Raw genomic sequence first — 26,620 nt, 5'->3', positions numbered from 1 at the left:
CATTTAAAAGTGCGTAGGAACGCTCCTGAAAAGTCAGCTTAACAGGCATCGGGCAAGCGGTTGAAGCAATGCGTCAGCTAAAGCTTTCGAGCAACAGCGGATACAGCGAACCCACGAGCAGCGCGGCCATGCCCCAATTGAACAGGCGCAGCCAGCGGCGATCCTTCAGAACGTTGCGCAACAGCGTGCCGCAAGCGGCCCAGACACCGACACTCGGCAGGTTGATGATCGCAAAGACAGCCGCGATCACGATCACATTCGTGAAGTAACCCTGCATCGGCGTGTAGGTGCTGATGGCGCCAATGGCCATGATCCAGGCCTTGGGATTGACCCACTGGAACGCGGCGGCACCCAGATAGCTGATCGGTTTCGCCTCGCCCTGCTGACTCTCCGACATGGGCCCGGAATGGGCGATTTTCCACGCCAGATACAGCAAATACGCCGCCCCCGCATAACGCAGCACGGTGTAGAGCAAAGGGTAAGTCTGGAACACCGCGCCAAGGCCAAAACCGACCGCCACCACGAGTACAAAGAAGCCACAGGTGATGCCGAGCATGTGCGGAATCGTGCGGTTGAAGCCGAAGTTCACCCCGGATGCCAGCAACATGGTGTTGTTCGGGCCGGGTGTGATCGAGGTGACGAGGGCAAACAGGGCGAAGCCCAGCAGCAGGTCGAGAGAGAGCGTCATGGGTGGCAGTCCGTCAGGGGCGTTCAGGTGTTGACCCTATCGCACACCCTGGACAAAACCCATGGACAGTTACGCGAAACTTGGAGCAGTACAGTTTCGCCTCAGCTTGGACGACCGTGGAGCTGTACAGATCGCCCGGCGTTCATTTCACCCTGGTTGTCGAAGTTGAACGACTTTTGCGGCTGGCCGAGCAGTTCGGCTTTTTTCGCGTGGTATTCGTCAAAGGACAAACCGCGGCGGTTCAGCGCCTCCAGTGCCAGTTCCTTGCTTTCTTCAGCCGTGTAAGGGCGAAGCTCGGGGGAGACATGGCTGGCACATCCGGCGAGTACGGAGACGGCGAGCATCAGCATCGTAGCGATCATCGGTTTCATTTCTGGCGTCCTGGCGACTGGGTTCGAGGCAATGAACACAGGCTACCCGCGCCTCCCGGGCAGCAGAAATCAACGCTTTCAATAGTGGCTATCAAGAAATGGCGATCATTGTCGATGCGCTGGGAGAACGCGGGCCGGGGGCGCATTGGCTGGACCCGACTTGATGGCACTTGTATGGCGCTGCTGCTCGTCGGGCAATCGGTGAGGCGAAAGAGGCTGGCCTATATTTATTCGGTCGTACAACGGCACAGCCACTTTCCATTCACACTACAAGAACAGGGAGATCCATCATGAGCGTCAAACCCATTCCAGAGGGGTATCACAGCATCACCCCCTACCTGGGCATCAACAAAGCCGCCGAAGCCATCGCTTTCTACAAAAAAGCCTTCGGCGCCATTGAAGTCATGCGCCTGAACATGCCCGATGGCGGTGTCGGCCACGCCGAACTGCGCATCGGCGATTGCCCGATCATGCTGGGCACACCGTGCGATCAAGGGCCGCTGAGCAACCCGGACAATTCGCCGTCGGTGGGTCTGCATTTGTACGTGACGGATGTCGACAAGTCCTACAAACAGGCGATCGATGCCGGCGCAACCGTTGTATCCGAGGTCAAGGATCAGTTTTACGGCGACCGTTCAGGGACCTTGAAAGATCCCTACGGGCACCTGTGGTTCCTGGCCACGCACAAGGAAGACCTGACCCAGGAGCAGATCGAGCAACGGGCGAAGGAGATGTTTGCCCAGGGTTGAAATCCCTGGTGCTGGAGCGGGCCTCTTCGCGAGCAGGCTCGCTCCCACAGGGGCCCCGCCTTCAACAGCACCGCCGACTTGCTGATCACTTGCGCAAGCATGCCCGCCCCTGACCTGTCGGCAATGCGAAACATTTTCTTTCATTTCCCCTTTCGGGATTTCCCCTGCTCATCCGTCCTACCTAGATGCAGTCCTGTCGCGTAGGCAAAAACCACGACTGGACTTTCAGGGCGCTCATCCCTGCGAAGCCCGCAGCCGAGTAGCCTCTCATCCAGGCAAGACCTCCAACATGTCAAAGAAGTCCCGTTCAAAAATCTGGTTCCTGGTCCATAGCTGGCTGGCGCTGCCGATCTGGTTTTTCGTGCTGATTGTCTGTGTGACCGGAACCCTGGCCGTCATCAGCCAGGAAATCGTCTGGCTGGCCAACCCGCCAATGCGCGCCAGCCAGCCCTCGGACGATGCTCCGCTGCTCAGCTATCAGCAGGTCATCGAGGCCATCAACAGGGCCGAACCGCAGACCGTGGTGCAGAGCATCAGCCGCCCCGACGAATCGCACTTCGCCCTGGATGTCGAAGTCAGCTACCCCGACGGGCGCTCGGTGGTGATTTATGTCAATCCGTACAGCGGCGTGATCCAGGGTGTCGCGCCGCAATTCAACTTCCGCGCCTTCACCCGCGCCCTGCACGCTTGGTGGCTGGTGCCCTTTACCAATGGCTATAGCTGGGGCTGGTACCTGGTGTCGTCGCTCGGCTTGCCATTGCTGGCGTCGCTGATCACCGGGCTGGTGGTCTACAAACGCTTCTGGAAAAGCTTCTTCCGCCCGACCCTGCGCTTTCGCCACGGTGCGCGAATTTTCTGGGGCGACTTTCACCGCTTGAGCGGTATCTGGTCGATCTGGTTCATCGCGGTGATTTCCGTCACCGGCACCTGGTTCCTGATCCAGGCACTGCTGTCCGATAACCAGATTTCCATTTCCACGGAAAAAATCATCCCGGCGATGTCCCGCGAAGCGGTGCCGCTGTCAGCCGATGGCTCGCCCCCGTCGCGTATCGACCTTGATCGCGCGATTGAAATCGCCACCCAGGAAATCTCCGGGCTGGAGGCCAGTTTCGTCAGCCTGCCGGGCAATGCCTACAGCCACTTGGATGTCGGCGGACGTGGTTGGTATCCGTTGATGTTCCAGACCGTCACGATCAACCCGTACAACGGCGAAATCGCCGCCTCACGCCCGATCTCGGACCGTTCGGCCCTGGAGTTCGTCACCGAGTCCATGCGCCCGCTGCACACCGGCGATTTCGGCGGACTGTGGATCAAGCTGATCTGGGCATTCTTCGGCCTGCTGCTGAGCATGATGGTGCTCAGCGGCCTGCTGATCTGGACCAAGCGCATGGCGCTGGCCACGGCCAATGCCTTCAAACGCAGCAACAAGAAACAGCGCGACACCGCGGCGCAACCGACCACGAACAACGAAGTGTCGGAGGCCAACCTGTGAGCAAAGACATTGCAGCCCCGCAACCCTCGCGCCTGAGTGTGTTCTGGCACAAATGGCGCTTTCACCTGAACGTCCTGTTGCTGCTGATTCCACTCGGTTTCATGCCCAAGTACTTCGCCGACGAGGCATTGATGCGCGGCGACAGTGGCCTTGGCGAACGGGAAGTCGGCGAAGTCCGGGTCGGTCCCTGGAGCCTGCGCCTGGCGGAATTGCGCAATTCAGCCCCGATGCTCGAAGGCCCCGCCGGCTACATGAAGGGTTTCAACGTCGCGCTGTGCGAGGTCTGTATCGGCCAGGTCAAGGCCACTTACCTGCGCATCGGCAAGCCCCGCAGCCTGCGCGCCGCCGGGGTGATTTTCTTCGGCGCCCCGTACCGCATGGGCGCCTCACTGCCCGTCCCGGAAAAGACCACGGCCGACGCCGAACTGTGGATCACCATGGAAGGCTGGGACGGCGCCATGCATCAGGCATCCATTCCTTTGAGCCAGGCCTCCCCCGCCACCATCGCCTGGTTGAACAAACAAGGAGGCAAACCATGATCAACCCTCTTCGCTCGCTCAACGCCCTGTTGCTGTTGCTCTGCGCCGGTTTCAGCGCCAGCGCCCTGGCCCACAACCCGATGTGCGAATGCAAGGCCATCGACGCGGAGCAGATCAAGTGCACCGGCGGTTTTTCCGACGGCAGCGGCGCTCCGGGCGTGACTCTCGATGTGATCGGCTATGACGAAACCATTCTGGTGCCGGGCAAGCTCGGGCCTGATTCGACCCTGACCTTCAAGAAGCCCGGCGCCGAGTTCTATGTGCTGTTTGACGCCGGCCCCGGTCACGTCGTGGAAATCGACCAAGCGGACATCGAGGCACCATGAGCACTCCAACGACCCAAGTCGTGCGCCCGGCCGGGGCCGGTCACGAAACCCTCTACGTTCTGCTGCTGTGCCTGATGATTTTGGCGGTGGCCGGCTCGGTGGTGCTCTGGCGTGGTGAACCCCATGAGGTGAGCAACGTCGGCAGCCATCAACTGGATGCGCGCCGTGACCTCAGTGCATCCGAACAAGGTATCTACGCCGATTTGCGGGTGACGCTGGACGAGATCCACCTGCTGCGCCAGGAACAGCAAACGTCGCCGACTCCCGAGGCTCTCGCCGAGGAAGGTTTTGCGCCATTTGCCCAGATTCGTTGAATTGATAAAGCGTCTCGGCGGGCGTCGCCGACTGCTCTTCGATAAGGCTGGTAGCGACTGACATCTCTCGACCCCTCAATACGCTGTGGATAGTGACCAGAACTGCACACCGGGCAGGTGCGCGTTCCGGTCACGGGGCGCACTTGCAGGTTTTCCTGTTCTGGAAACGTATCGGCGTCGAGAGGATTTAGACTTTCAATCCGCTTTCTTGGCGGTCACCGCAATACCCTGTAGGAGCGAAGGCGGTGTAACAGTCAACAATGATGTTGAATGTGACGGCCTCATCGCGGGCGAGCCCGCTCCTACAGTGGTTTGTGGTGTTTTTCAGATGGATTGCAGCGGCATCGTCAGCTCAACCCGCAAGCCGTCCGGCCGGCTATCGAAATGCAACGTGCAACCGCAACGCTGGACGATGGCCTGGACAATCGCCAGCCCCAGACCACAACCGGTGCTCTGGCCGTTGCGCCAGAAACGCTGGGTCAGGTGTTGCAGGTCTTCTTCGGCAATCCCCGGCCCATGGTCGCGCACCAAGAACTGCACACGATTGCCGGTGGTTTCCAGGCTCAACTCCACCGCTTTGTCGGCGGGGGTATGGCGCAGTGCGTTGTCGAGCAGGTTGCGCAGCGCGGCAATCGACAGCACGGCGGGCATTTGTACCGGCGCGGCGGAAACCTTGCCCGGCGCCTGAAACCTGATGCGCTGGCGATCGCCACTCGCTGCGTCCTGGATCGCCAGTTTCGCCACTTGCTCGGCGTTGCACTGCACACCGTCGTCAAACGACAGACTGCCCTCGACGCGCGCCAGCAACAGCAATTGTTCGAGGGTCCGGTGCATGCGGTCGGCACCCTCTTCGGCCCGGGCCAGGGACTGATCCCGGGCGCTGCCGTCAGTCATCCGCGCCACTTGCAGGTGAGTCTTGATCGCGGTCAGCGGGCTGCGCAGTTCATGGGCCGCGTCTCCGGTCAGGCGACGTTCGCGCTCGATGGTCTTGCCGATGCGCTGGAGCAACTGGTTCTGGGTTTCCAGCAAGGGTTGCAGCTCGCTGGGCAGCGGCTGGATCTGCAAGGGTTCGAGGGAGTCGGCACTGCGGCGCATCAAGGCGTCGCGCATGCGGTTGAGCGGCGCCAGCCCCTGGCCGATGCCCAGCCAGAGCAAACACAGGCAACCGAGTAGCGCCACGCCCACCGGCACCGAAGCGGCCAGCAGGATCGACATGTTCAACGCCTCGCGCTCGATCTGCCGGTCGGCGGTGGTGATGCGCAGATCGCCCCGGGCCAAGGTGAAGCTGCGCCATGGCGCGCCGTCGATCATCTGATCGTGAAAACCGAGTTTCTCGGCCTCCAGGGCCTGCTGCGGATCGGTGTGACTACGGGCGAGGATTTCACCGCGCAATGAGCTGACCTGGCACGCCATGCCACCCGGAATGTTCAGTTGTTCGGCGCTGAAATGGGTGCCCTCACCCTTGCTCGGCACAGGCGGCAGTTGCTCCATCAGGCCGGCGACCATGCGTGCCGACGCCACCAGGCGCTGGTCGAGGGAAAACATCATTTGATTGCGCAGATCACTGAGCATCCAGGCCGCGGCCAGGGCCCAGATCAAGGCAAATGCGGCGCCGAGCGTCAGGCTCAGGCGCAAACGCAGACTCATCACTTTGATTCTTCTCCGCCATCAGCCGGCCCCAGGCGATAGCCCAGGCCGCGCACGGTCTCGACAATGCCGTTGCCGAGTTTACGCCGCAGGTGATGGATATGGACGTTGAGGGCGTTGCTTTCCAGTTCGTCGTTGAAGCCATAGACGCTGTCCTTGAGTTGCTCGGTGGACAGCACCCGCCCACGGTTGTGCAACAAGGCTTGCAGCAGCGACTGTTCGCGGCGCGACAGGTCCACCGGCTGTCCCGCGAGCGTGGTTTCGCGGCTGCTCGGGTCGTAGGTCAGGGCTCCGTGTTCGATCAGGTTGACGCTGCGCCCCGCCACCCGCCGCAACAGCGTGTGCAAGCGTGCAGCGAGTTCACGCAAGTCGAACGGCTTGAGCAGATAGTCGTCCGCGCCGGCTTGCAAGCCATCGACGCGGTCGGTGACCGAGTCCCGGGCGGTGAGGATCAAAACCGGCAACTCCAGGCCTTGATGGCGCAACTGCTGCAGAAGCTTGAGGCCATCTTCGTCCGGCAACCCGAGATCGAGCACCATGACATCGAACTCCGCCACCTTGAGCATCGCCCGGGCGGCGGACGCCGTGGCGACGTGCTCCACGGTCAGACCCTGGGCGGTCAGACCGGCGACGATACCGCTGGCGATCAGTTCATCGTCTTCGCAAACCAGTACGTGCATGGGGAGCCTCGTAGAAATAAAGCCTATTAAGCCGTTGACCGATTAAGTCGACATTATGCCGCAAGCGCCACCGCCACAAGGCCGGGGCGGTTAATCATCGGTTAATCGCCACCCGCCACTGTGCACCTCATTAGCACAGGGCAAAGGCTTATCCATGCATCGTCTGTTTTTACTTTTTACCCTCTTGATCGCGGGCCTGGCCCAGGCGGGAACCAATCCGTTCGACACCAAACCTGAATTTCTCCCGGTTGATAAAGCATTCACGTTTACCTCCGAACGTCTGGAATCCGGTGAAACCCAGCTCTATTGGCAGATCACCGACGGCTATTACCTGTACCAGAAACGCTTGAAGTTCGACGGATTGCCTGTCGGGCAGCATCCCGCGTTGCCGGAAGGTGAAGCCCACAGCGACGAGTTTTTCGGTGAACAGCAAGTCTACCGTCAGGGCCTGGAACTGAAGATTCCGGCTGGCTCGAGCGGTCAGGTCAAGGTCATTTACCAGGGCTGCGCCGATGCCGGTTTATGTTATCCGCCGCAAACCAGAGTCGTGGACCTGGGCAATGCCAATGCGCAGAGTGCGGCCAATGAGGCACCGGACCAGGCGCTGGCCAGCAGCCTGCAACAACGGGCGCTGGGCTGGAGCCTTTTGCTGTTCTTCGGCCTGGGCCTGTTGCTGGCCTTCACGCCTTGTTCATTGCCGATGCTGCCGATTCTGGCCGGGTTGATCGTCGGCAGCGGCGCCACGCCCAAACGCGGATTCGCCCTGGCCAGCAGTTACGTGGTCAGCATGGCCCTGGTGTATGCGGCGATGGGTGTCCTGGCCGCCTCCCTCGGGGCGAACCTGCAAGCCTGGTTGCAGAACCCCTGGCTGCTGGGCAGTTTCGCGGCGATTTTCGTACTGCTGGCGCTGCCGATGTTCGGCTACTTCGAACTGCAACTGCCGGTGGCCGTACGCGATCGCCTGGAAAACGTTTCGCGCAATCAACGTGGCGGCAATCTGATCGGCGCCGGGGTGCTGGGGGCGCTGTCCGGCCTGCTGGTCGGCCCGTGCATGACCGCACCGCTGGCCGGTGCCCTGCTCTACATCGCGCAAAGCGGTAACGCGTTGCATGGCGGATTGATTCTGTTCGCCATGGGCATCGGTATCGGCGTGCCGCTGCTGTTGCTGGTGACCGTCGGTAATCGCTTCATGCCCAAACCCGGCGCCTGGATGAACCTGGTCAAAGGCATTTTCGGCTTTCTGTTCCTCGCCACCGCGTTGCTGATGCTGCGCCCGGTGCTGGACGAGTCCCTGTGGGTCGGCTTGTGCGGTGCGCTGCTGTTGATCGCGGCCTACAGCGCCTGGAAACAGTCGGAAGGTTTCGGTCGCATCGCGCACCTGTTTGGTGCCAGTTCGTTGTTGCTCGGTTTGTGGGGTGGCATGCTGGTGATCGGTGCGGCCGGTGGCAGTGACGATCCGTTCAAGCCGTTGCAAGTCTTCCGCTCCTCGAACCAGGCGGTGGCCGCGGTGCCGGTTGGCCACGATGCCTTCACCACCATCAAGGATCCGCAGGCACTGCAACGGGAACTCGACGCCGCGCAGGCTCAGGGCCAGTGGGTGCTGCTGGACTACTATGCCGACTGGTGCGTGTCGTGCAAGGTCATGGAAAAACAGGTGTTCGGCAAAGCCAATGTCATGGAAGCCCTGAGCGACGTGCGCTTGCTCCGACTGGACGTCACCGCCGACAATGCCGCCAGCCGCGAACTGCTCGGCCGTTACAAAGTGCCAGGGCCACCCAGCCTGCTGTGGATTGGCGCTGACGGTGAAGAGCGTCGCAGCCAGCGCATCACTGGCGAGGTCGATGCCGATACTTTCCTGCAACGCTGGACCAACACCCGAGACGCCCGTTAATGCTGACCTTCACCCTCGGCACCTTTGCCATTGCGCTTAATCATCTGCTGCTGATCAGTGCGCTGGCGCTGGCCACGTTTGTCGGCTGGCGGGTGGCCAAGCGTGGCGGTGACAACCCCGAGTCGGTACTGTTCAGCCTGTTTCTACTGGGCATGCTGGCGGCCCGGGTCAGCTTCGTGGCAGTCTATTGGGCCCACTATCGCAACGATCCGTGGCAGATCATCGACCTGCGCGATGGCGGTTTCCTCGCCTGGCCGGGAGTGACTGTGGTTTTGCTTGCCACGCTGTATCGCGGCTGGCGTCGCCCGGGTTTGCGCCGCCCATTGGGCTTTGGCGTGACCAGCGGCCTGGCGTTCTGGCTGTTGGCGACATTCTCCCTGTCGATTTATGAACAAGGCACACGCCTGCCGGAAATCGCCCTGCGCAACGCCGCCGGCGAAACCGTGCAACTGGCCGACTACAAGGGCGGCCCGTTGGTGATCAATCTCTGGGCCACCTGGTGCCCGCCGTGCCGCCGGGAAATGCCGGTACTGGAAAACGCCCAGCAACACCGGCCAGACCTGACCTTCCTGTTCGTCAATCAGGCGGAAAGCATGCAAAGCGTCGCGACCTTTCTGGAAACCCAGGGCCTGAGCCTGTCCAACGTGCTGTTCGACGGTGGCGGGCGCCTGAGCCAGGCCGTCGGCTCCATGGCATTGCCGACTACGCTGTTCTACAGCTCCGAAGGTCGCCTGCTGGGCAGCCATCTGGGCGAGTTGTCGGAAGCCAGCCTGGCCCGCGCGCTGGAAAACTTCGACACCGTACCCGCCACCTCTTCAAGGAAATTGCCATGCCCCGCCTCCGCCACCTGCTGACCCTGAGCCTCGGTGCTGCCCTGTTGCACCTGCCATCGGTGCAGGCCGAAGAGTTGCCCGATGCCATCAAGAAAATCGAGGCCAAGGGCGCGAAAATCGTCGGCCAGTTCGACGCCCCCGACGGCTTGCGCGGTTATGCCGCGCAATACCAGAGCCGCGGCATGGCGCTGTACCTGACCCCGGACGGCAAACACGTGTTGCTGGGCAACCTGTATGACGCCGAGGGCAATGACCTGAGCAGCGCACCCTTGCAGAAACTGGTGTATGCGCCGATGGCCAAGGAAGTCTGGGCCAAGTTCGAAACCAGCAACTGGATCGGCGACGGCAAGAAGGATGCGCCGCGCGTGGTGTACCTGTTCAGTGACCCGAACTGCCCGTACTGCAACATGTTCTGGGAACAGGCCCGGCCGTGGGTCAAGGCTGGCAAGGTGCAGTTGCGCCACATCATGGTGGGCATCATCCGCGAGGACAGCCCGGGGAAATCCGCCGCACTGCTCGCGGCCAAAGACCCGGAAAAAGCCCTGCAGGATCACGAAGCCGCTGGCAAGGGCAGCTCGCTCAAGGCCTTGAAGGAAGTGCCGCCGGCGATCCAGGCAAAATTCGCGGCCAACATGCAATTGATGGAAGAGCTGGAGTTGCAGGCGACGCCGGCGATTTTCTACATGGACGACAAGGGTAATCTGCAACAGCAGCAAGGCGCGCCGTCGCCGGACAAACTGGCAAAGATTCTCGGGCCGAAGTAAGCAAGATCAAAAGATCGCCCGAGCGCGGACCGAGCCTTCGGACGATCTTTTTCGCAAACCCTACGCCGGATTGCGCTCAGCTAAAAATTCCAGCAGCGCTTGGGTGACAAACTCAGGGTTCTCCAGCAACTCAGGGTCACGAATCAGCCGCAGGGTGAGCATCGGCTGCCCCTCCAGCCTGAGGCTCAGACGGCTTTGCGTTTCATCAGCGGCAAGACGACTGCCTGTCGGCAGACACAGGGCAGTCAGGTCATTCAGGTTGGACATGGGTCGGGCTCACGATAGTCGTCGACAGTTCAATAAAGTGACGTGAGCCATGGCAGGAAATTTAGGAAAAGACCGTCAATTGGCGACTTGTGGCGCCGGTTCGTTGTGCGGGATCGGCACCAACGCAATCTTGTACGGATCGAAAATCCTCAGCATCTGGCCGTTGTCCCGCAAGCCTTGCAACAACTTGCCGAAGGCCTCACCAGTGATGGGCGCGGTCGGACGGAGAATGGCGTAGTGATGATAGATCTGGTCAACGCGCTGGGACACCAGCAACTCGTCAGCGACTTTTTTATTGCGTAACAAGTAGTCGAACAGATAAGAGCGCGTGACCAGGGCAATGTCGGCCCGGTCGCGTAACACCATCAGCAGATTGCTGTCGTGGGAATAGGTCAGCGTGGCGTTGTAGTTTTGCGCGAGGTACTGAGGTTCGGCATTGAAGTTGGCGAACTCGTAGTGATAGCCGCTGAACAGAGCCAGGCGCTTGCCGTTCAGGTCGGCAAAATAGCTTTGCTGTCGATCGGGCAGGCGTTGCGCGACAAAAATCTCGGCGTCTTCCAGCCCCATGTCGACGGCAGTATGGGGAATGTCTTGCCACCCCCAGGCCGGATTTTCGAAGATAGCCATGTCGACCCGACCCTGTTTGAAGTCACCGAAGCGCCGGGCAATGGACGTGGGCACCAGGACAAACTGGTAGTCACTTTGCGACGCATTCAGAGCCTCGACCAGTTGCGGCAGCAACCCGGTATCGGCCCCGGATTCCGGGCGCACGGTATAGGGCGGAAAGTGCGCGGCACCAATGCGCACCAGCTGCGCAGCCTGGGACGGCATCACCGTTGACGCTGCAAGCATCGCCAGCAAAAGCTGCGAGGCTGTCCGAATCGGCGAATCCATCAAAACAACCCCACTCCCCAATAAAACAGCATCAATGCATTCAAGCTAGGCGGTTTTGTCCAGTTAGCCAGTTTAATGCTGGCCATTACAACTTTATTGCCGGTCTTCCAGCACCAGAATCAACGCTTCATCAGCCAACTGATCGAGGCTCATGTTGCCGTCGGCGCGAAACCAGGTGGTGGTCCAGGACAATGCGCCGGTCAGGAACCGTCGGGTGATAAACACATCGCCGCGGATAAAACCGGCGGTCTTGGCTTCGCCCAGTACTTGCATCCAGATGTCTTCGTAGATATCCCGCAGCGCCAGGACCTTGGCCTGGCCGTCTTCGGACAGCGAGCGCCATTCGTAGACCAGCACGGCCATGGCCTCGCCGCTGCCGCCCATGATCGACTGCAATTCACACCGGATCAAGGCCAGCACCCGCTCGCGCACATTGCCGGCCTCGGCGATGGCCGCACGCATCAACGCGGTGTTGTAGCGTATGGTTTCCTCCATCACGGCGCGCAGGATTTCGTCCTTGCTTTTGAAGTGATGGAAAATACTCCCGGACTGAATACCCACGGCGCCAGCCAGATCGCGCACGGTCGTGCGTTCATAGCCTTTATTGCGGAACAGGTGGGCCGCCACTTGCAGCAGCTTGCCACGGGCGCTGTCCGGGTCGGTCAATTGGCCGTCGTCGACCAACTCACGCATGACCCTCAGGGCTTTTTGCTCGTCCACCCATTCTCTCCTACAGTCGATCAATCAATAACGCCGATCCCCCGAAAACACCGGAGTTGCGCGGGCAATTTAAGCGCATGGATGCAACCAAGCAAGCGCTTGGGCAGAAGATAATCAAGTCATTTACAAACCAAGCGCTTGCTTGGTAATGTCGACGCACTTCGGTTGGAGGTGGCTATGGAATGGACTGCGCCTAAAACAATTCGCATCGGTTGTGCCAGCGCCTTCTGGGGCGATACCTCGACCGCTGCCGCGCAACTCGTGGAATACGGGCATCTGGACTATCTGGTCTTCGACTACCTGGCCGAGATCACTCTGTCGATCATGGCCGGCGCGCGGATGAAAGATCCCCAGGCCGGCTATGCGGGCGACTTCATCGAAGTCCTCGTGCCCTTGCTGCCGCAACTCGCGGCGCACAACATCCGGGTCATCAGCAATGCCGGCGGGGTCAATCCCCAAGCCTGCGCCGCCGCCCTGCAAGCAGCCTGCGACAAGGCCGGGGTGGCCCTGAAGATTGCCGTGCTGCTGGGTGACGATCTGCAGCCGCAATTCAAACAGCTAGGCAACCAGGGCATTCATGAAATGTTCAGCGGCGCACCTTTGCCATCGATGTGTGTCTCGACCAATGCCTACCTCGGTGCACCCGGCATCGTCGAAGCCCTGCGTCTGGGGGCGGACATCGTGATCACCGGGCGCGTGGTCGACAGTGCGGTGGTCAGCGCCGCGCTGGTGCATGAGTTCGGCTGGTCGTGGCACGACTACGACAAGCTCGCCCAGGCAGCATTGGCCGGGCACATCATCGAATGCGGTGCCCAGTGCACGGGCGGCAACTTCACGGATTGGCGCGACGTCCCCGACTACGAACACATCGGCTTTCCCATCGTCGAAGTCAGCGCCGACAGCCAGTTCATCGTCAGCAAACCCGAAGGGACCGGCGGGCTGGTCACACCACTGACGGTGGGCGAACAGATGCTGTACGAAATCGGTGATCCCCGCGCGTATCTGCTGCCCGACGTGGTGTGCGATTTCACTCAGGTCAAACTGCTGCAACAAGGCAGGAACGCGGTGCAGGTGCACGGCGCCAAAGGCCTGCCGCCGACCGCTCAATACAAGGTCAGCGCCACCTACCCCGATGGTTTTCGCTGCACTGCCAGTTGCCTGATTGCCGGCATCGACGCCGTCGACAAGGCGCGGCGAGTCAGCGCGGCGATCATCAACAAGACCTCGGAAATGTTCCGCCAGCGCGGTTGGGCAACCTACAGCGACGTGAATATCGAGTTGCTGGGCAGCGAGGCCACCTACGGCCCCCACGGCCAGCGTCAGGACAGCCGCGAAGTGGTGATCAAACTCGCGGTGCGCCATCCGGACAAGCAGGCATTGATCGTGTTCTCCCGGGAAATCGCCCAGGCCGCCACCGGCATGGCGCCGGGGCTGACAGGCATTGTCGGTGGCCGGCCGACGGTGTATCCGCTGATCCGGCTGTTCTCGTTCCTGATCGACAAAACCGCCTGCACGCTGGACATTGATTGCATGGGCCAGCGCCACCGGTGTGCCCTGCCCGCCCTCGATGTGCTCGACCCGCTGGACCTGCCAGCCCCGCTCGCGCCACCGAAACCGACGGGCCTGGCCGACGCCAGCGTGGCCCTGGTCAAACTGGCGGTCGCTCGCTCTGGCGACAAGGGCAACCACAGCAACATCGGCGTCATGGCCCGCGAGCCCGAGTTCCTGCCATGGATCGCCGAAGCCTTGACCCCGGAAGTGATCGTCGACTGGATGGGCCACGTCCTCGATCCCATCCACGGGCGAGTCGAACGCTGGTACTTGCCCGCCAGTCACAGCCTGAATTTCCTGCTGGAAAACGCCCTCGGCGGCGGTGGTGTCGCCAGCTTGCGCATCGATCCGCAAGGCAAAGCCTTCGCCCAGCAACTGCTGGAAATCCAGATTCCGGTGCCGCAGCGCATCGCCGACCAGTTCAACTAGAGGATTGCCGCCATGGCCTACGATTCGATTTTCAAAGCCGATTTGTTTGCCGGCCAAAACATCATCGTCACCGGTGGTGGCAGTGGCATCGGCCGCTGCACCGCCCACGAACTGGCGGCCCTCGGCGCCCATGTGCTGCTGGTCGGGCGCAAGGCCGACAAGCTGAAAACCGTTGCGGCAGAGATTGTCGAAGACGGCGGCAAGGCCGATTGGGCGGTTTGCGACATCCGCGAGGAAGAACCGGTGCAGCACCTGGTCAGCGAATTGATTCGCAAGCATGGCCCCATTCATGGCCTGGTCAATAATGCGGGCGGGCAGTACCCGTCGCCCCTGGCCTCGATCAATCAGAAGGGTTTCGAAACCGTGATGCGCACCAATCTGGTGGGCGGTTTCCTGATGGCCCGGGAAGTGTTCAACCAGTCCATGAGCAAGCACGGCGGCGCCATCGTCAACATGCTCGCCGACATGTGGGGCGGCATGCCCGGTATGGGCCACTCCGGCGCGGCACGTTCGGGCATGGACAATCTGACCAAGACCGCCGCGTACGAATGGGGGCATGCCGGGGTGCGGGTCAACGCCGTGGCGCCGGGCTGGATTGCCTCCAGTGGCATGGACACCTACGAAGGCGCCTTCAAGGCTGCGATTCCGACGTTGCGCGAACACGTGCCGCTCAAGCGCATCGGCACCGAATCGGAAGTCAGCGCGGCGATTGTTTTCCTGCTCAGCCCGGCAGCGGCGTTCGTCAGCGGCAGCACCTTGCGCATCGACGGCGCCGCCAGCCTCGGCGGGCGCGCCTGGCCGATTCATAAGGCGACCAACAGCGAGTCGTACAACGGTTTCCACCGTGCCTACATACCAGACGTATTGAAGGACAAGGAATAACCCATGCCGGTGATTCAGTCGTTACTCGATCCCCACAGCGAGCCGTTCGCCCAGAACCGTGAAGCGATGCTGAGCGCCATCGAGCAGGTTCGCGTGCTCGAACAGAACCTGCTGAACAAGGCTGCCGAAGCCAAGCCGAAGTTCGAAAAACGCGGCCAATTGCTGCCCCGGGAACGCCTCAATCTGCTGCTGGACCCCGGCGCGCCGTTTCTCGAACTGGCGAGCCTGGCCGGCTACAAGCTGCACGACGACAAGGATGGCAGCTGCGCCGGTGGCGGCTTGATCGCCGGCATCGGCTACGTGTCCGGCGTGCGCGTGCTGGTGGTGGCGAACAACAGCGCAATCAAGGGCGGGACCATTTCCCCCAGCGGTTTGAAAAAATCCCTGCGCCTGCAACAGATCGCCATGGAAAACAAACTGCCGGTGATCACCCTCGCCGAAAGCGGCGGTGCCAACCTCAATTACGCGGCGGAGATTTTCGTCGAAGGTGCGCGCAGCTTTGCCAATCAGGCGCGGATGTCGGCCATGGGGTTGCCGCAGGTCACTGTGGTGCACGGCTCGGCCACGGCGGGCGGTGCCTATCAGCCGGGGCTGTCGGATTACGTGGTGGTGGTGCGCGGCAAGGCCAAGCTGTTTCTCGCCGGCCCGCCATTGCTCAAGGCCGCCACCGGCGAAGTCGCGACCGATGAAGAACTGGGCGGCGCCGAGATGCACGCACAAACCGCCGGCACCGCCGAATACCTGGCTGAAAACGACGCCGACGGTGTGCGTCAGGTACGCGAGATTGTCAGCCTGCTGCCGTGGAACGAGCAGTTGCCCCGCCAGCCCGAACGGCATTGGGAAGAACCGCTTTACCCCATCGACGAACTGCTGGGCCTGATCCCGGATGACCCGAAAAAACCCTACGACGTACGCGAGATCATCGCCCGGATTGCCGACGCTTCGAACTTTCTTGAATTCAAGGGCGAGTTCGATCAGCAGACCGTCTGCGGTCACCTGAAAATTCAGGGGCGCGCCTGTGGTTTCATCGGCAACAACGGCCCGATCACGCCAAAAGGTGCAAGCAAGGCCGCGCAGTTCATCCAGCTGTGCGACCAGAGCCGCACGCCGCTGCTGTTTTTCCACAACACCACCGGGTTCATGGTCGGCACCGAGTCGGAACAACAAGGCGTGATCAAACACGGCGCGAAGATGATCCAGGCGGTGGCCAACGCCCGGGTGCCGAAGCTGAGCATCGTCGTCGGCGGTTCCTACGGCGCCGGCAACTATGCGATGTGCGGACGCGGCCTCGACCCGTGTTTCATCTTCGCCTGGCCCAACAGCCGCACCGCCGTGATGGGCGGTGCGCAAGCGGGCAAAGTGCTGCGCATCGTCACCGAGGCCAAACAGGCCAAGGACGGCCTGGTGCCCGACCCGAAAATCCTCGACATGCTCGAACAGGTCACCGCGCAGAAACTCGACAGCCAGTCCACGGCGCTCTATGGCAGCGCCAACCTGTGGGACGACGGTTTGATCGACCCGCGCGATACCCGGACCTTGCTCGGTTACTTGCTGGATATCTGTCATGAGGCCGAAGTGCGGCCACTGCAAGCCAACAGTTTTGGTGTAGCCCGCTTCTAAGGGCGATCAGAGGAGAACAATAAAAATGATCTTCACCCAGGAACACGAAGCACTGCGCCGCACCGTGCGCCAATTCGTCGAGCACGAGATCAACCCGCACGTCGAGGAATGGGAAAAGGCCGGGCGCTTCCCCATCCACGATATCTTCCGCAAGGCTGGCGACCTCGGCCTCCTGGGGATTTCCAAGCCGGAAAAATTCGGCGGCATGGGCCTCGACTACAGCTATTCGATCGTCGCGGCCGAAGAGTTCGGCACCATTCACTGCGGCGGCATACCGATGTCCATCGGCGTACAGACCGATATGTGTACGCCTGCGCTGGCACGGTTCGGCTCCGATGAGTTGCGCGACGAATTCCTGCGCCCGGCCATCAGCGGCGAGCAGGTCGGCTGCATCGGTGTCTCCGAAGTCGGCGCCGGCTCTGACGTTGCCGGCTTGAAAACCACAGCGCGCAAGGACGGCGATGATTATGTGATCAACGGCAGCAAGATGTGGATCACCAACTCGCCGAGCGCCGACTTCATCTGCCTGCTGGTCAACACCTCGGACGACAAACCGCACATCAACAAGTCGCTGATCATGGTGCCGATGAACACGCAGGGCATCAGCTTGAGCTCACACCTGGACAAGCTCGGCATGCGCAGCTCGGAAACCGCCCAGGTGTTTTTCGACAACGTGCGCGTACCGCAACGCAACCGCATCGGCCATGAAGGCGCGGGGTTCATGATGCAGATGTTGCAGTTCCAGGAGGAACGCCTGTTCGGCGCGGCCAACATGATCAAGGGCCTGGAGTATTGCGTCGACAGCACCATCGAATACTGCAAGGAGCGCAAAACCTTCGGTAACGCGCTGATCGACAATCAGGTGATCCACTTCCGCCTGGCTGAACTGCAAACCGAAATCGAATGCCTGCGGGCGCTGGTCTATCAGGCCACCGAGCAATACGTCAAAGGCCAGGACGTTACGCGCCTGGCCTCCATGGCCAAGCTCAAGGCCGGGCGGCTGGGTCGCGAAGTCAGCGACAGTTGCCTGCAATATTGGGGCGGCATGGGCTTCATGTGGGACAACCCGGTGGCCCGCGCCTACCGTGACGTGAGGCTGGTATCGATTGGCGGCGGCGCCGACGAAATCATGCTGGGGATCATCTGCAAACTGATGGGCATCCTGCCGGGGAAAAAGAGATGAGCAGCCTGCCGGTTTGCCAGACCTTGCTGCTGGAACTGCACAGCGGCGTATTGCACATCACCCTCAATCGCCCGGACAGCCGCAATGCGATGAGCTTGCAGATGGTCACCGAGTTGCGTTCGGTGCTGGCAGCCGTGCGCGATGACCGGGGGGTTCGCGCGCTGGTGATCGGCGGTGCCGGAGGCCACTTCTGCGCCGGCGGCGATCTCAAGGACATGGCCAGTGCCCGTGCTCAGGGTTCCAGCGCTCACTGTGATTTGAACCGGGTGTTCGGTGCGCTGCTGCAAGAGGTGCAACACGCGCCACAAGTGGTGATCACGGTGTTGCAAGGCGCGGTGCTTGGCGGTGGTTTCGGCCTGGCCTGTGTCAGCGATATCGCCCTGGCCGATCACCAGGCGCAATTCGGCCTGCCGGAAACCAGCCTCGGCCTGCTGCCGGCGCAGATCGCGCCATTCGTGGTGCAGCGCATCGGTTTGACCCAGGCCCGAAGACTGGCCCTGACCGCGGCCCGCTTTGATGGCCACCAGGCGCGCCGCATGGGGCTGGTGCATTTTGTCGAGCATGATCCGCAGGCCCTGGCCGAGCGTCTCGATGAGGTGTTGGCCCATGTGTTGTGTTGTGCGCCCGAGGCGAATGCGATGACCAAGAAACTCTTGCTGGCGAGTGCCGGACAACCGACCGATGCCCTGCTGGATCAAGCTGCCGAATGGTTCAGCGAAGCGGTGACCGGGGCAGAAGGCGTCGAGGGAACGATGGCCTTCGTGCAAAAACGCAAGCCGGGGTGGGCCTCTTAAAAGCTTCGCTGGCAAGCCAGCTCCTACAGTGGATTTATGCACACACAATCCCTGTAGGAGCTGGCCTGCCAGCGAAGAGGCCCGAACAGACACCGCACAACTTGAGAGACGCCCCCATGCCCGGACTCAAAAAAATCCTCATCGCCAACCGCGGTGAAATCGCCTGCCGCATCCAGCGCACGGCCCAGGCACTGGGCTATCGCACGGTCGCCGTGTTCAGCGATACCGACGCCGATGCCCTGCACGTGCAGATGGCTGACGAGGCGGTCAACATCGGTCCGGCCCCCGTGCACCAGTCTTACCTGAACGTCCAGACCATCCTCGACGCGGCCCGGCGCACGGGCGCGGATGCGATCCATCCGGGCTACGGCTTCCTCTCGGAAAACGCCGGGTTTGCCCTCGCCTGCCAGGACGCCGGCATCACCTTCATCGGCCCCAGCCCCGAGGCCATCGAACTGATGGGCAGCAAGCGCCTGTCGAAGCTCGCCATGCTCGAAGCCGGTGTGCCTTGCATCGACGGTTATCAAGGCGACGGGCAGGACGACGCGACCCTGAGCCGCGAAGCCGGACGCATCGGCTATCCGTTGATGATCAAGGCCAGTGCGGGCGGCGGTGGACGCGGCATGCGCCTGGTGCACAACGCCAGCGACTTGCTGGAACAGATTCGCACCGCGCGCTCCGAAGCCCTGAACGGTTTTGGCAGCGGCGAACTGATTCTCGAACAGGCATTGGTCGAACCCCGTCACGTCGAGGTCCAGCTGTTCGGTGACCGCCATGGCAACCTGATTTACCTCGGCGAGCGCGACTGTTCGGTGCAGCGCCGGCATCAGAAAGTCATCGAGGAAGCACCCTGCCCGGTGATGACGCCTGAACTGCGGCAGGCCATGGGCGAAGCAGCGCTCAAGGCCGGCCGGGCAGTGCAGTACGTCGGTGCGGGCACCGTGGAGTTTTTGCTGGATGCACGCGGGCAGTTTTACTTCCTGGAGATGAACACCCGGCTACAAGTGGAGCACCCGGTGACCGAACTGATCACCGGCCTGGACCTGGTGGCCTGGCAGTTGAATATCGCCGAAGGGCAGCCGCTGCCCTTGCGCCAGGAGCAGGTGCAACTCCACGGGCACGCCATGGAAGTACGCCTGTATGCCGAAGATCCGGCTCAGGGTTTTCTGCCGCAAACCGGGCGCGTCGTGGCCTGGGAACCGGGATTGCAGGACGGCGTGCGGATCGACCACGGCCTGATCGAAGGCCAGATCATCAGCCCCTTCTACGACCCGATGCTCGGCAAGTTCATCGCCCACGGCGCCACCCGCGAGGAAGCCCGACGCAAATTGCTGCGGGCGGTACAAGACAGCGTGCTGCTGGGCGTGCAAAGCAATCAGCGCTTGCTCGCCAGCCTGCTGGAACACCCGCAGTTCGCCTGCGGGGACTTCAGCACCGGGTTCATCGCGCAGCATTTTTCCGAGCATGCCTGCCTGCAGTCCCATGCCCCGGGCGCGCATCACCTGGCCATCGCCACCGCCCTCTTCTATCAGGCCTCAGCGCAGGCTCATCCGGCCGCGCTTTGCGGTTGGCGCAACAACGCCAGCGTGCCACTGCACTATCGCATTGGCCTGGGGGATCAGGATTGGCCGGTAGCGTTGCAGGCTATCCCGGGCGAGCCATTGCGCATTCAGGTCGCCGAGCGCAGCCTCGCACTGAAGATCATCCACAACGATGGACGCTGGGCCACCCTTGAGATTGATGGCATCCGCCAGCGCCACGCTTATCGCCTGGAGGCCGGGCAGCTCTGGCTGTTTACCCGCCCGGGCAGCCTGCAATTTGAGGATCGCACCCAGGCGCAGGTGACCAGCCAGGCCGGTGCCAGCTCCGGCACCCTCAAGGCACCGATGGACGGGGCGATTGTCGACGTCCTGGTCAATGAAGGCAGCCCGGTGAGCAAGGGCCAGTTGCTGGTAGTACTGGAGGCGATGAAAATGGAGCACCCGTTGAAATCGGGCATCGACGGTGTGCTCAAACGCCTGCAAGTCAAAGTCGGGGATCAGGTAAAAAACCGGCAGATTCTGTTGGAGGTCGAATAAGCCGCTAGGCGGAACCGCCGGGTTTGGCTACGCTCAAACCCTACAGGACGCGGATACCAGGAAACCTGCAATGCCTCACTGGCTGGTCATTGATCTGGAGGCCACCACCGATGAAGGTGGTTGGCCCGTAACGGATATGGAAATCATTGAAATCGGCGCCACCCTGGTGGACCGCAAGGGACGCGAACTGGACCAGTTCCAGCGTTTCGTCCGGCCTTTGCGGCGGCCGTTGCTGACGCCGTTTTGCCGCGAGCTGACGCACATCACCCAAGCCAACATCGACGCCGCACAACCGCTGGGCGAAGTCTGGCCCGCGTTTGAACGCTGGCTCGGCCAACACCACGTGCGACTTGAAGGCTGGGCCAGCTGGGGCGATTACGATCGTAAACAACTGCTTCAGGATTGGCAGCAGCTGGGACTCGCCAGCATGCTGGCCAACGTGCCGCACATGAACCTCAAACAGCGCTTTGCCAAGGCCCGACGCCTGGAACGCCCGCTAGGACTCAACGGCGCTCTGCAACTGGCCGGCCTGCAGTTCACCGGCCAGCAACACCGGGCGCTGGAAGATGCGCGCAATACCGCACGCCTGCTGCCGCTGGTTCTGCCGCTTTAGACAGGTGACGACGCCAAGGGCCTTGTGCATACTGGCCGGCCCTTTTTAGCCCTTTTCGAGGAATCGCCCATGTTTAAAGTCAACGAGTACTTCGACGGCACCGTCAAGTCGATAGCCTTTGGCACCGCAGAAGGTCCAGCGACCATCGGCGTCATGGCTCCGGGCGAGTACGAATTCGGCACCAGCCAGCGTGAAATCATGCACGTGGTCAGCGGTGCACTGACCGTCAAGCTGCCGGACAGCAGCGACTGGGAAACCTTCGCTGCCGGCAGCCAGTTCAACGTGCCGGCCAACAGCAAGTTCCAGCTGAAAGTGGCCGTCGACACTGCCTACCTGTGCGAATACCGCGGCTAAACCCGCCGGGCTTCACTGCAATAAAAAATGCCCGTGTTTTTCGACACGGGCATTTTTTATTCTGCGCAAAATTACTCGAGGATCTCCACCGGCATGCCGACTTCGAGTCGACCGTTGCCGTCGTTGACCAGGTTCTGGCCGAACATGGCGCCGTCCGCCTGGGAACGGTATTTCTGCAAAGTGGCCAGGGGTTCGCGGTCGTCGCTGCGCTCCCCGGTTTGCGGGTCGATGGTGGTCAGGATGCAGCGTGAACAGGACTTGACCACGCGGAACTCGATCTCGCCGATACGGATACGCTTCCAGCCGTCCTCGGCGAACGCTGCACTGCCTTCGATCACCAGGTTCGGCCGGAAACGCAGCATCTCCAACGGACGCCCGACCCGTTGCGACAAGTCCTCGAGAGAGGCCTGGCCAATCAGCAACAGCGGATAGCCATCGGCGAACGCCACCTGATCGTCATCCTTGCCGTAGCCAGTCTCCGTCATCCGCGCCCGATCGAGCGGCACTTGCACCAGGCGTGTCGGTTTGCCGATGAACTGGCTGACCCAGGCCCCTGCTTCATCGCCTGCATCGGGCACTCGCAAGGTATCGCGCCAGATCGTCACGCCTCGCAGTTGTGCATCGCTATCGGGCAAGGCGATATCGATCGGCGCAAAGCCTGGGGCACTGAGAGCCAAGCCACCCTCGGCATTCCACAACGCCGACAGCTGGCTCATCTGCGCCACTGCACGCTGGGTCAGGAAGCGACCGCTGGCTTCATCCACCAGCATCCAGCGCCGATCGCCGTCCAGCCCCAACTTGTCGAGACCGATTGCTTGCAAGGCCTCGCCTTTGGCGGATTTCAACGGATAACGATACAGCGCGCTCAGACGCAACATGGCCAGCTCCCTGGTAGGCAAAACGCCACCCTATACGAGCTTGATCACCGAATCAAAGGCCAAAAAAACTGCCCGTGGCCTGATCAGGCCGGTACTTCGTCAAGCATCAGGCGCTGGCGCACCACGTCGACGAGTTTGTCCGGCTGGAATTTGGAGAGGAAATTGTCGCAGCCGACCTTTTTGACCATCGAATCGTTGAAGCTGCCGGACAAAGAGGTGTGCAGCACCACGTACAAGCCGCGCAGGCGTGGATCGTTGCGAATTTCGGTGGTCAGGCGATAGCCATCCATTTCCGGCATTTCCGCATCGGTGAAGACCATCAGCAGTTTGTCGGTCATGTCCACGCCGGTATCGGCCCAGGCCTTGAGCATGTTCAAGGCCTTCAACCCGTCGCTGGCGATGTGCATCTTCACGCCGAGCTGTCCCAGGGTATCGCGCAATTGCGCCAGGGCTACGTTCGAGTCATCCACCAGCAGCACCTCACGGCCACGGGCACGTTCCAGTACCGGATCTTCGAGCTTGTCGCGGGAGACTTTGGCGTTGTACGGGACGATTTCGGCCAGGACCTTTTCGACGTCAATGATTTCCACCAGTTGATCATCGACTTTGCTGATGGCCGTCAGGTAGTGCTGGCGGCCGGCACTGCTCGGTGGCGGCAGGATGGCTTCCCAGTTCATGTTGACGATCCGGTCCACGCCTCCGACCAGGAAGGCCTGCACCGAACGGTTGTATTCGGTGACGATAATCGTGCTGCCAGGCCCCGGCACCAACGGGCGCATGCCGATGGCCTGGGACAGGTCGATCACCGGCAGGGTCTGGCCACGCAGGTTGACCACGCCGCACACAAAAGGATGGCGCTGTGGCATCAGCGTCAACTTTGGCAGCTGCAAGACTTCCTGTACTTTAAAGACGTTGATCGCGAACAATTGCCGTCCGGCGAGCCGGAACATGAGAATTTCCAGGCGATTCTCACCCACCAGTTGCGTGCGTTGGTCTACCGTGTCGAGAATGCCGGCCATCAATGACTCCTGGTCTTGTTCGGATGAATTCACTTAAAGAATGTTATCGGCTGTTTTTGCCGAAGCTTGACCCACTCTAAAATGCCACGCCCAAGCATTGATGTCACATTAACATCATGCTTTACTGGCGCTGCGATTACATCTGCCGCACTTCTGCGTCACACGACCACAACTCACGCGATAGGTTCCGCTGTGTAAGGGATTCCCCTATCAACAATCAGGTGCAACCTGATATTCGCAATATCCAATAGCCATTAATGTGACGCCATTCTCATTGCATGAACGGAGTCAGGCTTTTGTGTGCGATCGCAAGTCAGTGGCCAACCACCCTCTCGTGTTCCCCTGCCTGCCTGCGGGCCAGCCGAAGCTCGTTCACCCGACGACTCGGCAATGCCGGGGTCCCGAGCGCCCTCGTCGACACACTCGATATCCCCCTCATTTGACATGACGTTGTGGAGATAAGTATGCCGAACGACCGTAAAGAGTGGACCCAGCGGCTCACGGAGTTCCTCGTCGAGGCGCAAACACTCCTGGCTAAAACCGAGGAATGCCTGAGTCATCTGCAGCTGATCAGCAATGACAAGGACGCCATCGACTGCATGCTCAGCACACTGCTCAAGCTGGCCAACAAGGCCGATGCCCTGGCGTTGGCGGCCGTATCTGAATTCTCTCTGCATATTCATGGCCTGCTGAACCACGCCCAGAACACCATGAGCCTGCACGACGAGGCGCTGAGTGCCTTGAAAGACTGCCTGACCCTGATTGCCTGGCAACTTGAACTCATCGACCAGACCACCGGACAGCTCAGTCTCGACGACAGTGAGCAGGTCACCCTTATTGAAGCCTTTGCCTTTCAGGTCGGGCAAAGCCGATTTCAACCACCGATCAATTCCAGGCCGCTCACCCTCGTTTCCTATTCGCAGCGACAGGCCTGAACTTGCCGAACCATGTCGTATGGCGTGCTTTGGTTATCAATACCGCGCTGTAACTTGAGTGCACACATGTCGCAATTGATTTTTTCATAGCTATAAACGACCTCTTTTAACAAACACATCAACCAACTTGTTTCTTTATGGAAGCAGCGTCCAACGACTGGACTCCTGACTTTTCGGACATATATACGGACGCGACCAGCGGTATCTTAAGTGCTACTATGCCGCCTGTTAGTTGACGCCAATTAGTGGCAGTGTGGTTGCAGCCGGACAGTTTGGGGCTGATTTCTCCAAAAAAGTACACCCCGTTGAAGTCGACGCTCCAGATTAAAAAACAGGGGCCTGTCAGCCAGCATGACCGGTCTGCCCGCAGCGAAAATCCATTGGCTCCATCCGCTATGCACGCCAGCCTCAAGTCAATCGCCACGTGGCCACCTTCCCGAGAAAATGCACGCACATTCACGCTGTTGTTATGCACCTGCTCGACGCTCGGCAGTCTGTTGGCCTATGGCTTGTCCATCCCGTTGCCCCTGTCATTGCTGGTGCTCAACGTTGCGGCGCTGACCAGTGCAGCCGTGCAGTACTGCCTCTCGCGCAAATCCATCAAATTCCAGCCCCAGGAACTGGCCGACCGGCTGTTGCAGGTTCAGGAAAACGAGCGTCACCGGCTGAGCCGGGAACTGCATGACGACATCGGTCAATTGCTGACCGCCGCAAAACTGCAAAGTGACTGGCTCAAACGCCGGATGCCTGAAGAACTCCAGGAGCAATGCTCGGTCCTCTGCGACACGCTGGAAGAAACCCTGACCAAAGTTCGTGACGTATCCGCCATTCTCAATCCCCGGCAGTTGACCAGCCTCGGGCTGGAAGCCAGTCTGCGCGCGCACCTGCTCAAGAGCCTGGCCAACACCCCGCTGCACTGGAGCCTGGAATGCCAGCAACGCCTGACCGGCATACCGGAGGAAATGGCCGTGGCCGCTTTCCGTATTACCCAGGAAGCGGTCACCAACATCCTTCGACATGCCCAGGCCAAGAACCTGCTGGTATGCCTGCAGCGTCTGCCACAAGGCCTGAAGTTGCAGATCAGCGATGATGGTCAAGGCTTCGCGCCTGCAACCGACCCCGGTCGTGAAGGACAACGCGGTATGGCCGGGATGTCGGAACGGATCGATCAACTGGGTGGCACGCTGACCGTGACCAGCGAGCCGGGCAAAGGCACCCAAATCGAAGCTCTTTTTCCCTGGGCGCCCCGTGCGCTCGAACGGGCCAGTTCGAATAAGGTTATGCATTGACTTGCAATTTACTACTGGTGGATGACCACTCGCTGATCAGGGCTGGCGTGCGCGCCCTGGTAATGGACCTGCCCGGCTACGCCGTCATCGGTGAGGCCAGTGACGGCTCGCAGTTGCTCGAGATGGTCGCGCACCTGTCCCCGGATATTGTCCTGCTGGACATTTCGATGCGCCAGACCGGTGGGCTCGAAGCCTTGCAGCAACTCAAGCGGGTGCGCCCGCAGAGCAAGGTCCTGATCCTCTCGATGCACACCGACCCGGCCCTGATCATGCAGGCGCTGGAATCCGGAGCCCATGGCTACCTGCTCAAGGACACCACGGCGACCGAGCTCGAGCACGCGCTGGAGGCCTTGCGCAACAACGAGCGCTATCTGAGCCCGGCCATTGCCCACACGGTGATCAACCAGGCGTTGACCCGAAACCAGAAGCACCCACCCGAACCTGCCGACTCGCACAACCTGACGGCACGTCAGCTGGAAATCTTGCGGTTGATCGTTCGCGGAAAATCCACTCGAGAGATCGCAAATGGCCTGGGGCTGAGCGTCAAGACCGTAGAAACCCACCGTTCGCAGATCATGAAGCGTCTGCAGATCTACGATGTGGCCGGCCTGGTGCTGTTTGCCGTGCGCGAACAAATCATCAGCCTTGACGACTAGGGGGCGTTCTCAATTAGTTTCCCTACCGCGCCGGGTCTGCTGTTGTGCAGGGCAAGGCGCGAGAAGCGCAGTTTGGTCATTCCAAATCAGCTTCGAGCAACACAGCCCTGCACAACAGCAGGCCCGGCCCTTCGGGTTGTGCCTTAAAGCTGGCCATGCTGCGT

At 61.0% G+C, this 26,620-nt stretch carries 26 protein-coding genes and 2 pseudogenes; 19 read left to right on the top strand and 9 right to left on the bottom strand.

The window, feature by feature from the left end; genetic code table 11:
* Window positions 1-73: 73 nt before the first annotated feature.
* Both AC1DWG_RS29495 and AC1DWG_RS29490 read right to left on the bottom strand, forming a co-directional pair.
* Window positions 74-688, bottom strand: a complete 615-nt coding sequence (locus AC1DWG_RS29495) for a LysE family translocator (protein WP_008054246.1) — start codon at window positions 686-688, stop codon at window positions 74-76.
* A gap of 101 nt (window positions 689-789) precedes the next feature.
* Window positions 790-1,059, bottom strand: coding sequence for a hypothetical protein (locus AC1DWG_RS29490; protein ID WP_477756046.1), 270 nt, complete (start codon window positions 1,057-1,059; stop codon window positions 790-792).
* A gap of 290 nt (window positions 1,060-1,349) precedes the next feature.
* Between AC1DWG_RS29490 and AC1DWG_RS29485 the strand changes: the two genes are divergently transcribed.
* The 5 genes and pseudogenes from AC1DWG_RS29485 to AC1DWG_RS29465 all read left to right on the top strand — a co-directional run.
* The gene (locus AC1DWG_RS29485; RefSeq protein ID WP_477756045.1) at window positions 1,350-1,808 is read left to right on the top strand and encodes a VOC family protein; all 459 of its coding nucleotides are present in this window, start codon (window positions 1,350-1,352) and stop codon (window positions 1,806-1,808) included.
* A gap of 289 nt (window positions 1,809-2,097) precedes the next feature.
* Window positions 2,098-3,300 carry a PepSY-associated TM helix domain-containing protein gene (locus tag AC1DWG_RS29480; protein WP_477788713.1) on the top strand — a complete coding sequence of 401 codons (1,203 nt, stop codon included), beginning with the start codon at window positions 2,098-2,100 and terminating at the stop codon, window positions 3,298-3,300.
* Complete coding sequence (locus AC1DWG_RS29475; protein WP_477765431.1) at window positions 3,297-3,839, top strand: thiamine pyrophosphate-binding protein; 543 nt, start codon at window positions 3,297-3,299, stop codon at window positions 3,837-3,839. Before AC1DWG_RS29480 ends, AC1DWG_RS29475 begins: the two co-directional genes overlap by 4 nt.
* Window positions 3,836-4,165: a hypothetical protein gene (locus AC1DWG_RS29470; RefSeq protein ID WP_477765430.1), complete on the top strand. Its 330-nt coding sequence runs from the start codon at window positions 3,836-3,838 to the stop codon at window positions 4,163-4,165. The genes AC1DWG_RS29475 and AC1DWG_RS29470 overlap by 4 nt, the downstream gene beginning before the upstream one ends.
* Window positions 4,162-4,470 (top strand): annotated as a pseudogene (locus AC1DWG_RS29465) (DUF6162 family protein); the annotation flags it as partial. The gene AC1DWG_RS29470 and the pseudogene AC1DWG_RS29465, both read left to right, overlap by 4 nt.
* Window positions 4,471-4,803: 333 nt before the next feature.
* Here the strand turns inward: AC1DWG_RS29465 and AC1DWG_RS29460 are convergent.
* Complete coding sequence (locus AC1DWG_RS29460; RefSeq protein WP_477765429.1) at window positions 4,804-6,129, bottom strand: ATP-binding protein; 1,326 nt, start codon at window positions 6,127-6,129, stop codon at window positions 4,804-4,806.
* Window positions 6,126-6,806 carry a response regulator gene (locus AC1DWG_RS29455; protein ID WP_008020398.1) on the bottom strand — a complete coding sequence of 227 codons (681 nt, stop codon included), beginning with the start codon at window positions 6,804-6,806 and terminating at the stop codon, window positions 6,126-6,128. The genes AC1DWG_RS29460 and AC1DWG_RS29455 overlap by 4 nt, the downstream gene beginning before the upstream one ends.
* A 154-nt stretch (window positions 6,807-6,960) precedes the next feature.
* Between AC1DWG_RS29455 and dsbD the strand changes: the two genes are divergently transcribed.
* The 3 genes from dsbD to dsbG are packed head-to-tail and all read left to right on the top strand — an operon-like array spanning window position 6,961 to window position 10,294.
* The gene (gene dsbD / locus AC1DWG_RS29450) at window positions 6,961-8,697 is read left to right on the top strand and encodes a protein-disulfide reductase DsbD (RefSeq protein ID WP_477765428.1); all 1,737 of its coding nucleotides are present in this window, start codon (window positions 6,961-6,963) and stop codon (window positions 8,695-8,697) included.
* Window positions 8,697-9,551, top strand: coding sequence for a TlpA family protein disulfide reductase (locus AC1DWG_RS29445; RefSeq protein ID WP_477756475.1), 855 nt, complete (start codon window positions 8,697-8,699; stop codon window positions 9,549-9,551). Before dsbD ends, AC1DWG_RS29445 begins: the two co-directional genes overlap by 1 nt.
* Complete coding sequence (dsbG, locus tag AC1DWG_RS29440; RefSeq protein ID WP_477765426.1) at window positions 9,527-10,294, top strand: thiol:disulfide interchange protein DsbG; 768 nt, start codon at window positions 9,527-9,529, stop codon at window positions 10,292-10,294. The genes AC1DWG_RS29445 and dsbG overlap by 25 nt, the downstream gene beginning before the upstream one ends.
* Window positions 10,295-10,420: 126 nt before the next feature.
* Here dsbG and AC1DWG_RS29435 read toward each other — a convergent pair.
* The 3 genes and pseudogenes from AC1DWG_RS29435 to AC1DWG_RS29425 form a co-directional block, all read right to left on the bottom strand.
* Window positions 10,421-10,561, bottom strand: a pseudogene (locus AC1DWG_RS29435) (GNAT family N-acetyltransferase); the annotation flags it as partial.
* 75 nt (window positions 10,562-10,636) lie between these two features.
* On the bottom strand, window positions 10,637-11,455 hold the full coding sequence (locus AC1DWG_RS29430; protein ID WP_477760588.1) for a substrate-binding periplasmic protein: 819 nt from the start codon (window positions 11,453-11,455) through the stop codon (window positions 10,637-10,639).
* A 93-nt stretch (window positions 11,456-11,548) separates the two neighbouring features.
* Complete coding sequence (locus tag AC1DWG_RS29425; protein ID WP_477760589.1) at window positions 11,549-12,175, bottom strand: TetR/AcrR family transcriptional regulator; 627 nt, start codon at window positions 12,173-12,175, stop codon at window positions 11,549-11,551.
* A 177-nt stretch (window positions 12,176-12,352) separates the two neighbouring features.
* Between AC1DWG_RS29425 and AC1DWG_RS29420 the strand changes: the two genes are divergently transcribed.
* From AC1DWG_RS29420 to ppnP, 8 genes are all read left to right on the top strand, one after another.
* Window positions 12,353-14,155: an acyclic terpene utilization AtuA family protein gene (locus AC1DWG_RS29420; RefSeq protein WP_477788712.1), complete on the top strand. Its 1,803-nt coding sequence runs from the start codon at window positions 12,353-12,355 to the stop codon at window positions 14,153-14,155.
* A gap of 12 nt (window positions 14,156-14,167) precedes the next feature.
* A complete protein-coding gene (locus AC1DWG_RS29415; RefSeq protein ID WP_477765424.1) occupies window positions 14,168-15,037 on the top strand; it encodes an SDR family oxidoreductase in 870 nt (289 codons plus the stop codon).
* Window positions 15,038-15,040: 3 nt separating this feature from the next.
* Entirely contained in the window at window positions 15,041-16,657 is a 1,617-nt protein-coding gene (gene atuC, locus AC1DWG_RS29410) for a geranyl-CoA carboxylase subunit beta (protein ID WP_477765423.1), read from the top strand.
* 25 nt (window positions 16,658-16,682) lie between these two features.
* Complete coding sequence (gene atuD, locus AC1DWG_RS29405; RefSeq protein WP_477765422.1) at window positions 16,683-17,840, top strand: citronellyl-CoA dehydrogenase; 1,158 nt, start codon at window positions 16,683-16,685, stop codon at window positions 17,838-17,840.
* Window positions 17,837-18,634, top strand: coding sequence for an enoyl-CoA hydratase/isomerase family protein (locus tag AC1DWG_RS29400; protein ID WP_477765421.1), 798 nt, complete (start codon window positions 17,837-17,839; stop codon window positions 18,632-18,634). Before atuD ends, AC1DWG_RS29400 begins: the two co-directional genes overlap by 4 nt.
* Before the next feature lie 116 nt (window positions 18,635-18,750).
* Window positions 18,751-20,712: an acetyl/propionyl/methylcrotonyl-CoA carboxylase subunit alpha gene (locus AC1DWG_RS29395; protein ID WP_477765420.1), complete on the top strand. Its 1,962-nt coding sequence runs from the start codon at window positions 18,751-18,753 to the stop codon at window positions 20,710-20,712.
* A gap of 70 nt (window positions 20,713-20,782) precedes the next feature.
* A complete protein-coding gene (locus tag AC1DWG_RS29390; RefSeq protein WP_477754961.1) occupies window positions 20,783-21,325 on the top strand; it encodes a 3'-5' exonuclease in 543 nt (180 codons plus the stop codon).
* 69 nt (window positions 21,326-21,394) lie between these two features.
* On the top strand, window positions 21,395-21,679 hold the full coding sequence (ppnP, locus tag AC1DWG_RS29385) for a pyrimidine/purine nucleoside phosphorylase (RefSeq protein ID WP_007940055.1): 285 nt from the start codon (window positions 21,395-21,397) through the stop codon (window positions 21,677-21,679).
* Between the two features lie 71 nt (window positions 21,680-21,750).
* Here ppnP and AC1DWG_RS29380 read toward each other — a convergent pair whose 3' ends face one another.
* Both AC1DWG_RS29380 and AC1DWG_RS29375 read right to left on the bottom strand, forming a co-directional pair.
* Entirely contained in the window at window positions 21,751-22,557 is an 807-nt protein-coding gene (locus AC1DWG_RS29380; protein WP_477788711.1) for an MOSC domain-containing protein, read from the bottom strand.
* Window positions 22,558-22,640: 83 nt separating this feature from the next.
* Window positions 22,641-23,576, bottom strand: a complete 936-nt coding sequence (locus tag AC1DWG_RS29375; protein ID WP_218427764.1) for a chemotaxis protein CheV — start codon at window positions 23,574-23,576, stop codon at window positions 22,641-22,643.
* Between the two features lie 464 nt (window positions 23,577-24,040).
* On the opposite strand from AC1DWG_RS29375, the gene AC1DWG_RS29370 reads away from it, so the two are divergent.
* The 3 genes from AC1DWG_RS29370 (at window position 24,041) to AC1DWG_RS29360 (ending at window position 26,456) form a co-directional block, all read left to right on the top strand.
* Window positions 24,041-24,511, top strand: a complete 471-nt coding sequence (locus AC1DWG_RS29370) for a hypothetical protein (protein WP_477754958.1) — start codon at window positions 24,041-24,043, stop codon at window positions 24,509-24,511.
* Between the two features lie 395 nt (window positions 24,512-24,906).
* Window positions 24,907-25,800: a sensor histidine kinase gene (locus AC1DWG_RS29365; protein WP_477765438.1), complete on the top strand. Its 894-nt coding sequence runs from the start codon at window positions 24,907-24,909 to the stop codon at window positions 25,798-25,800.
* Window positions 25,797-26,456, top strand: coding sequence for a response regulator (locus tag AC1DWG_RS29360; protein ID WP_477760592.1), 660 nt, complete (start codon window positions 25,797-25,799; stop codon window positions 26,454-26,456). Before AC1DWG_RS29365 ends, AC1DWG_RS29360 begins: the two co-directional genes overlap by 4 nt.
* Window positions 26,457-26,620: the final 164 nt, after the last annotated feature.

The sequence above is a fragment of the Pseudomonas sp. P4_B3 genome, assembly GCF_056402295.1.
Note: the sequence above shows the minus strand (reverse complement) of the source record. Positions and strands in the feature narration are given on the sequence as shown.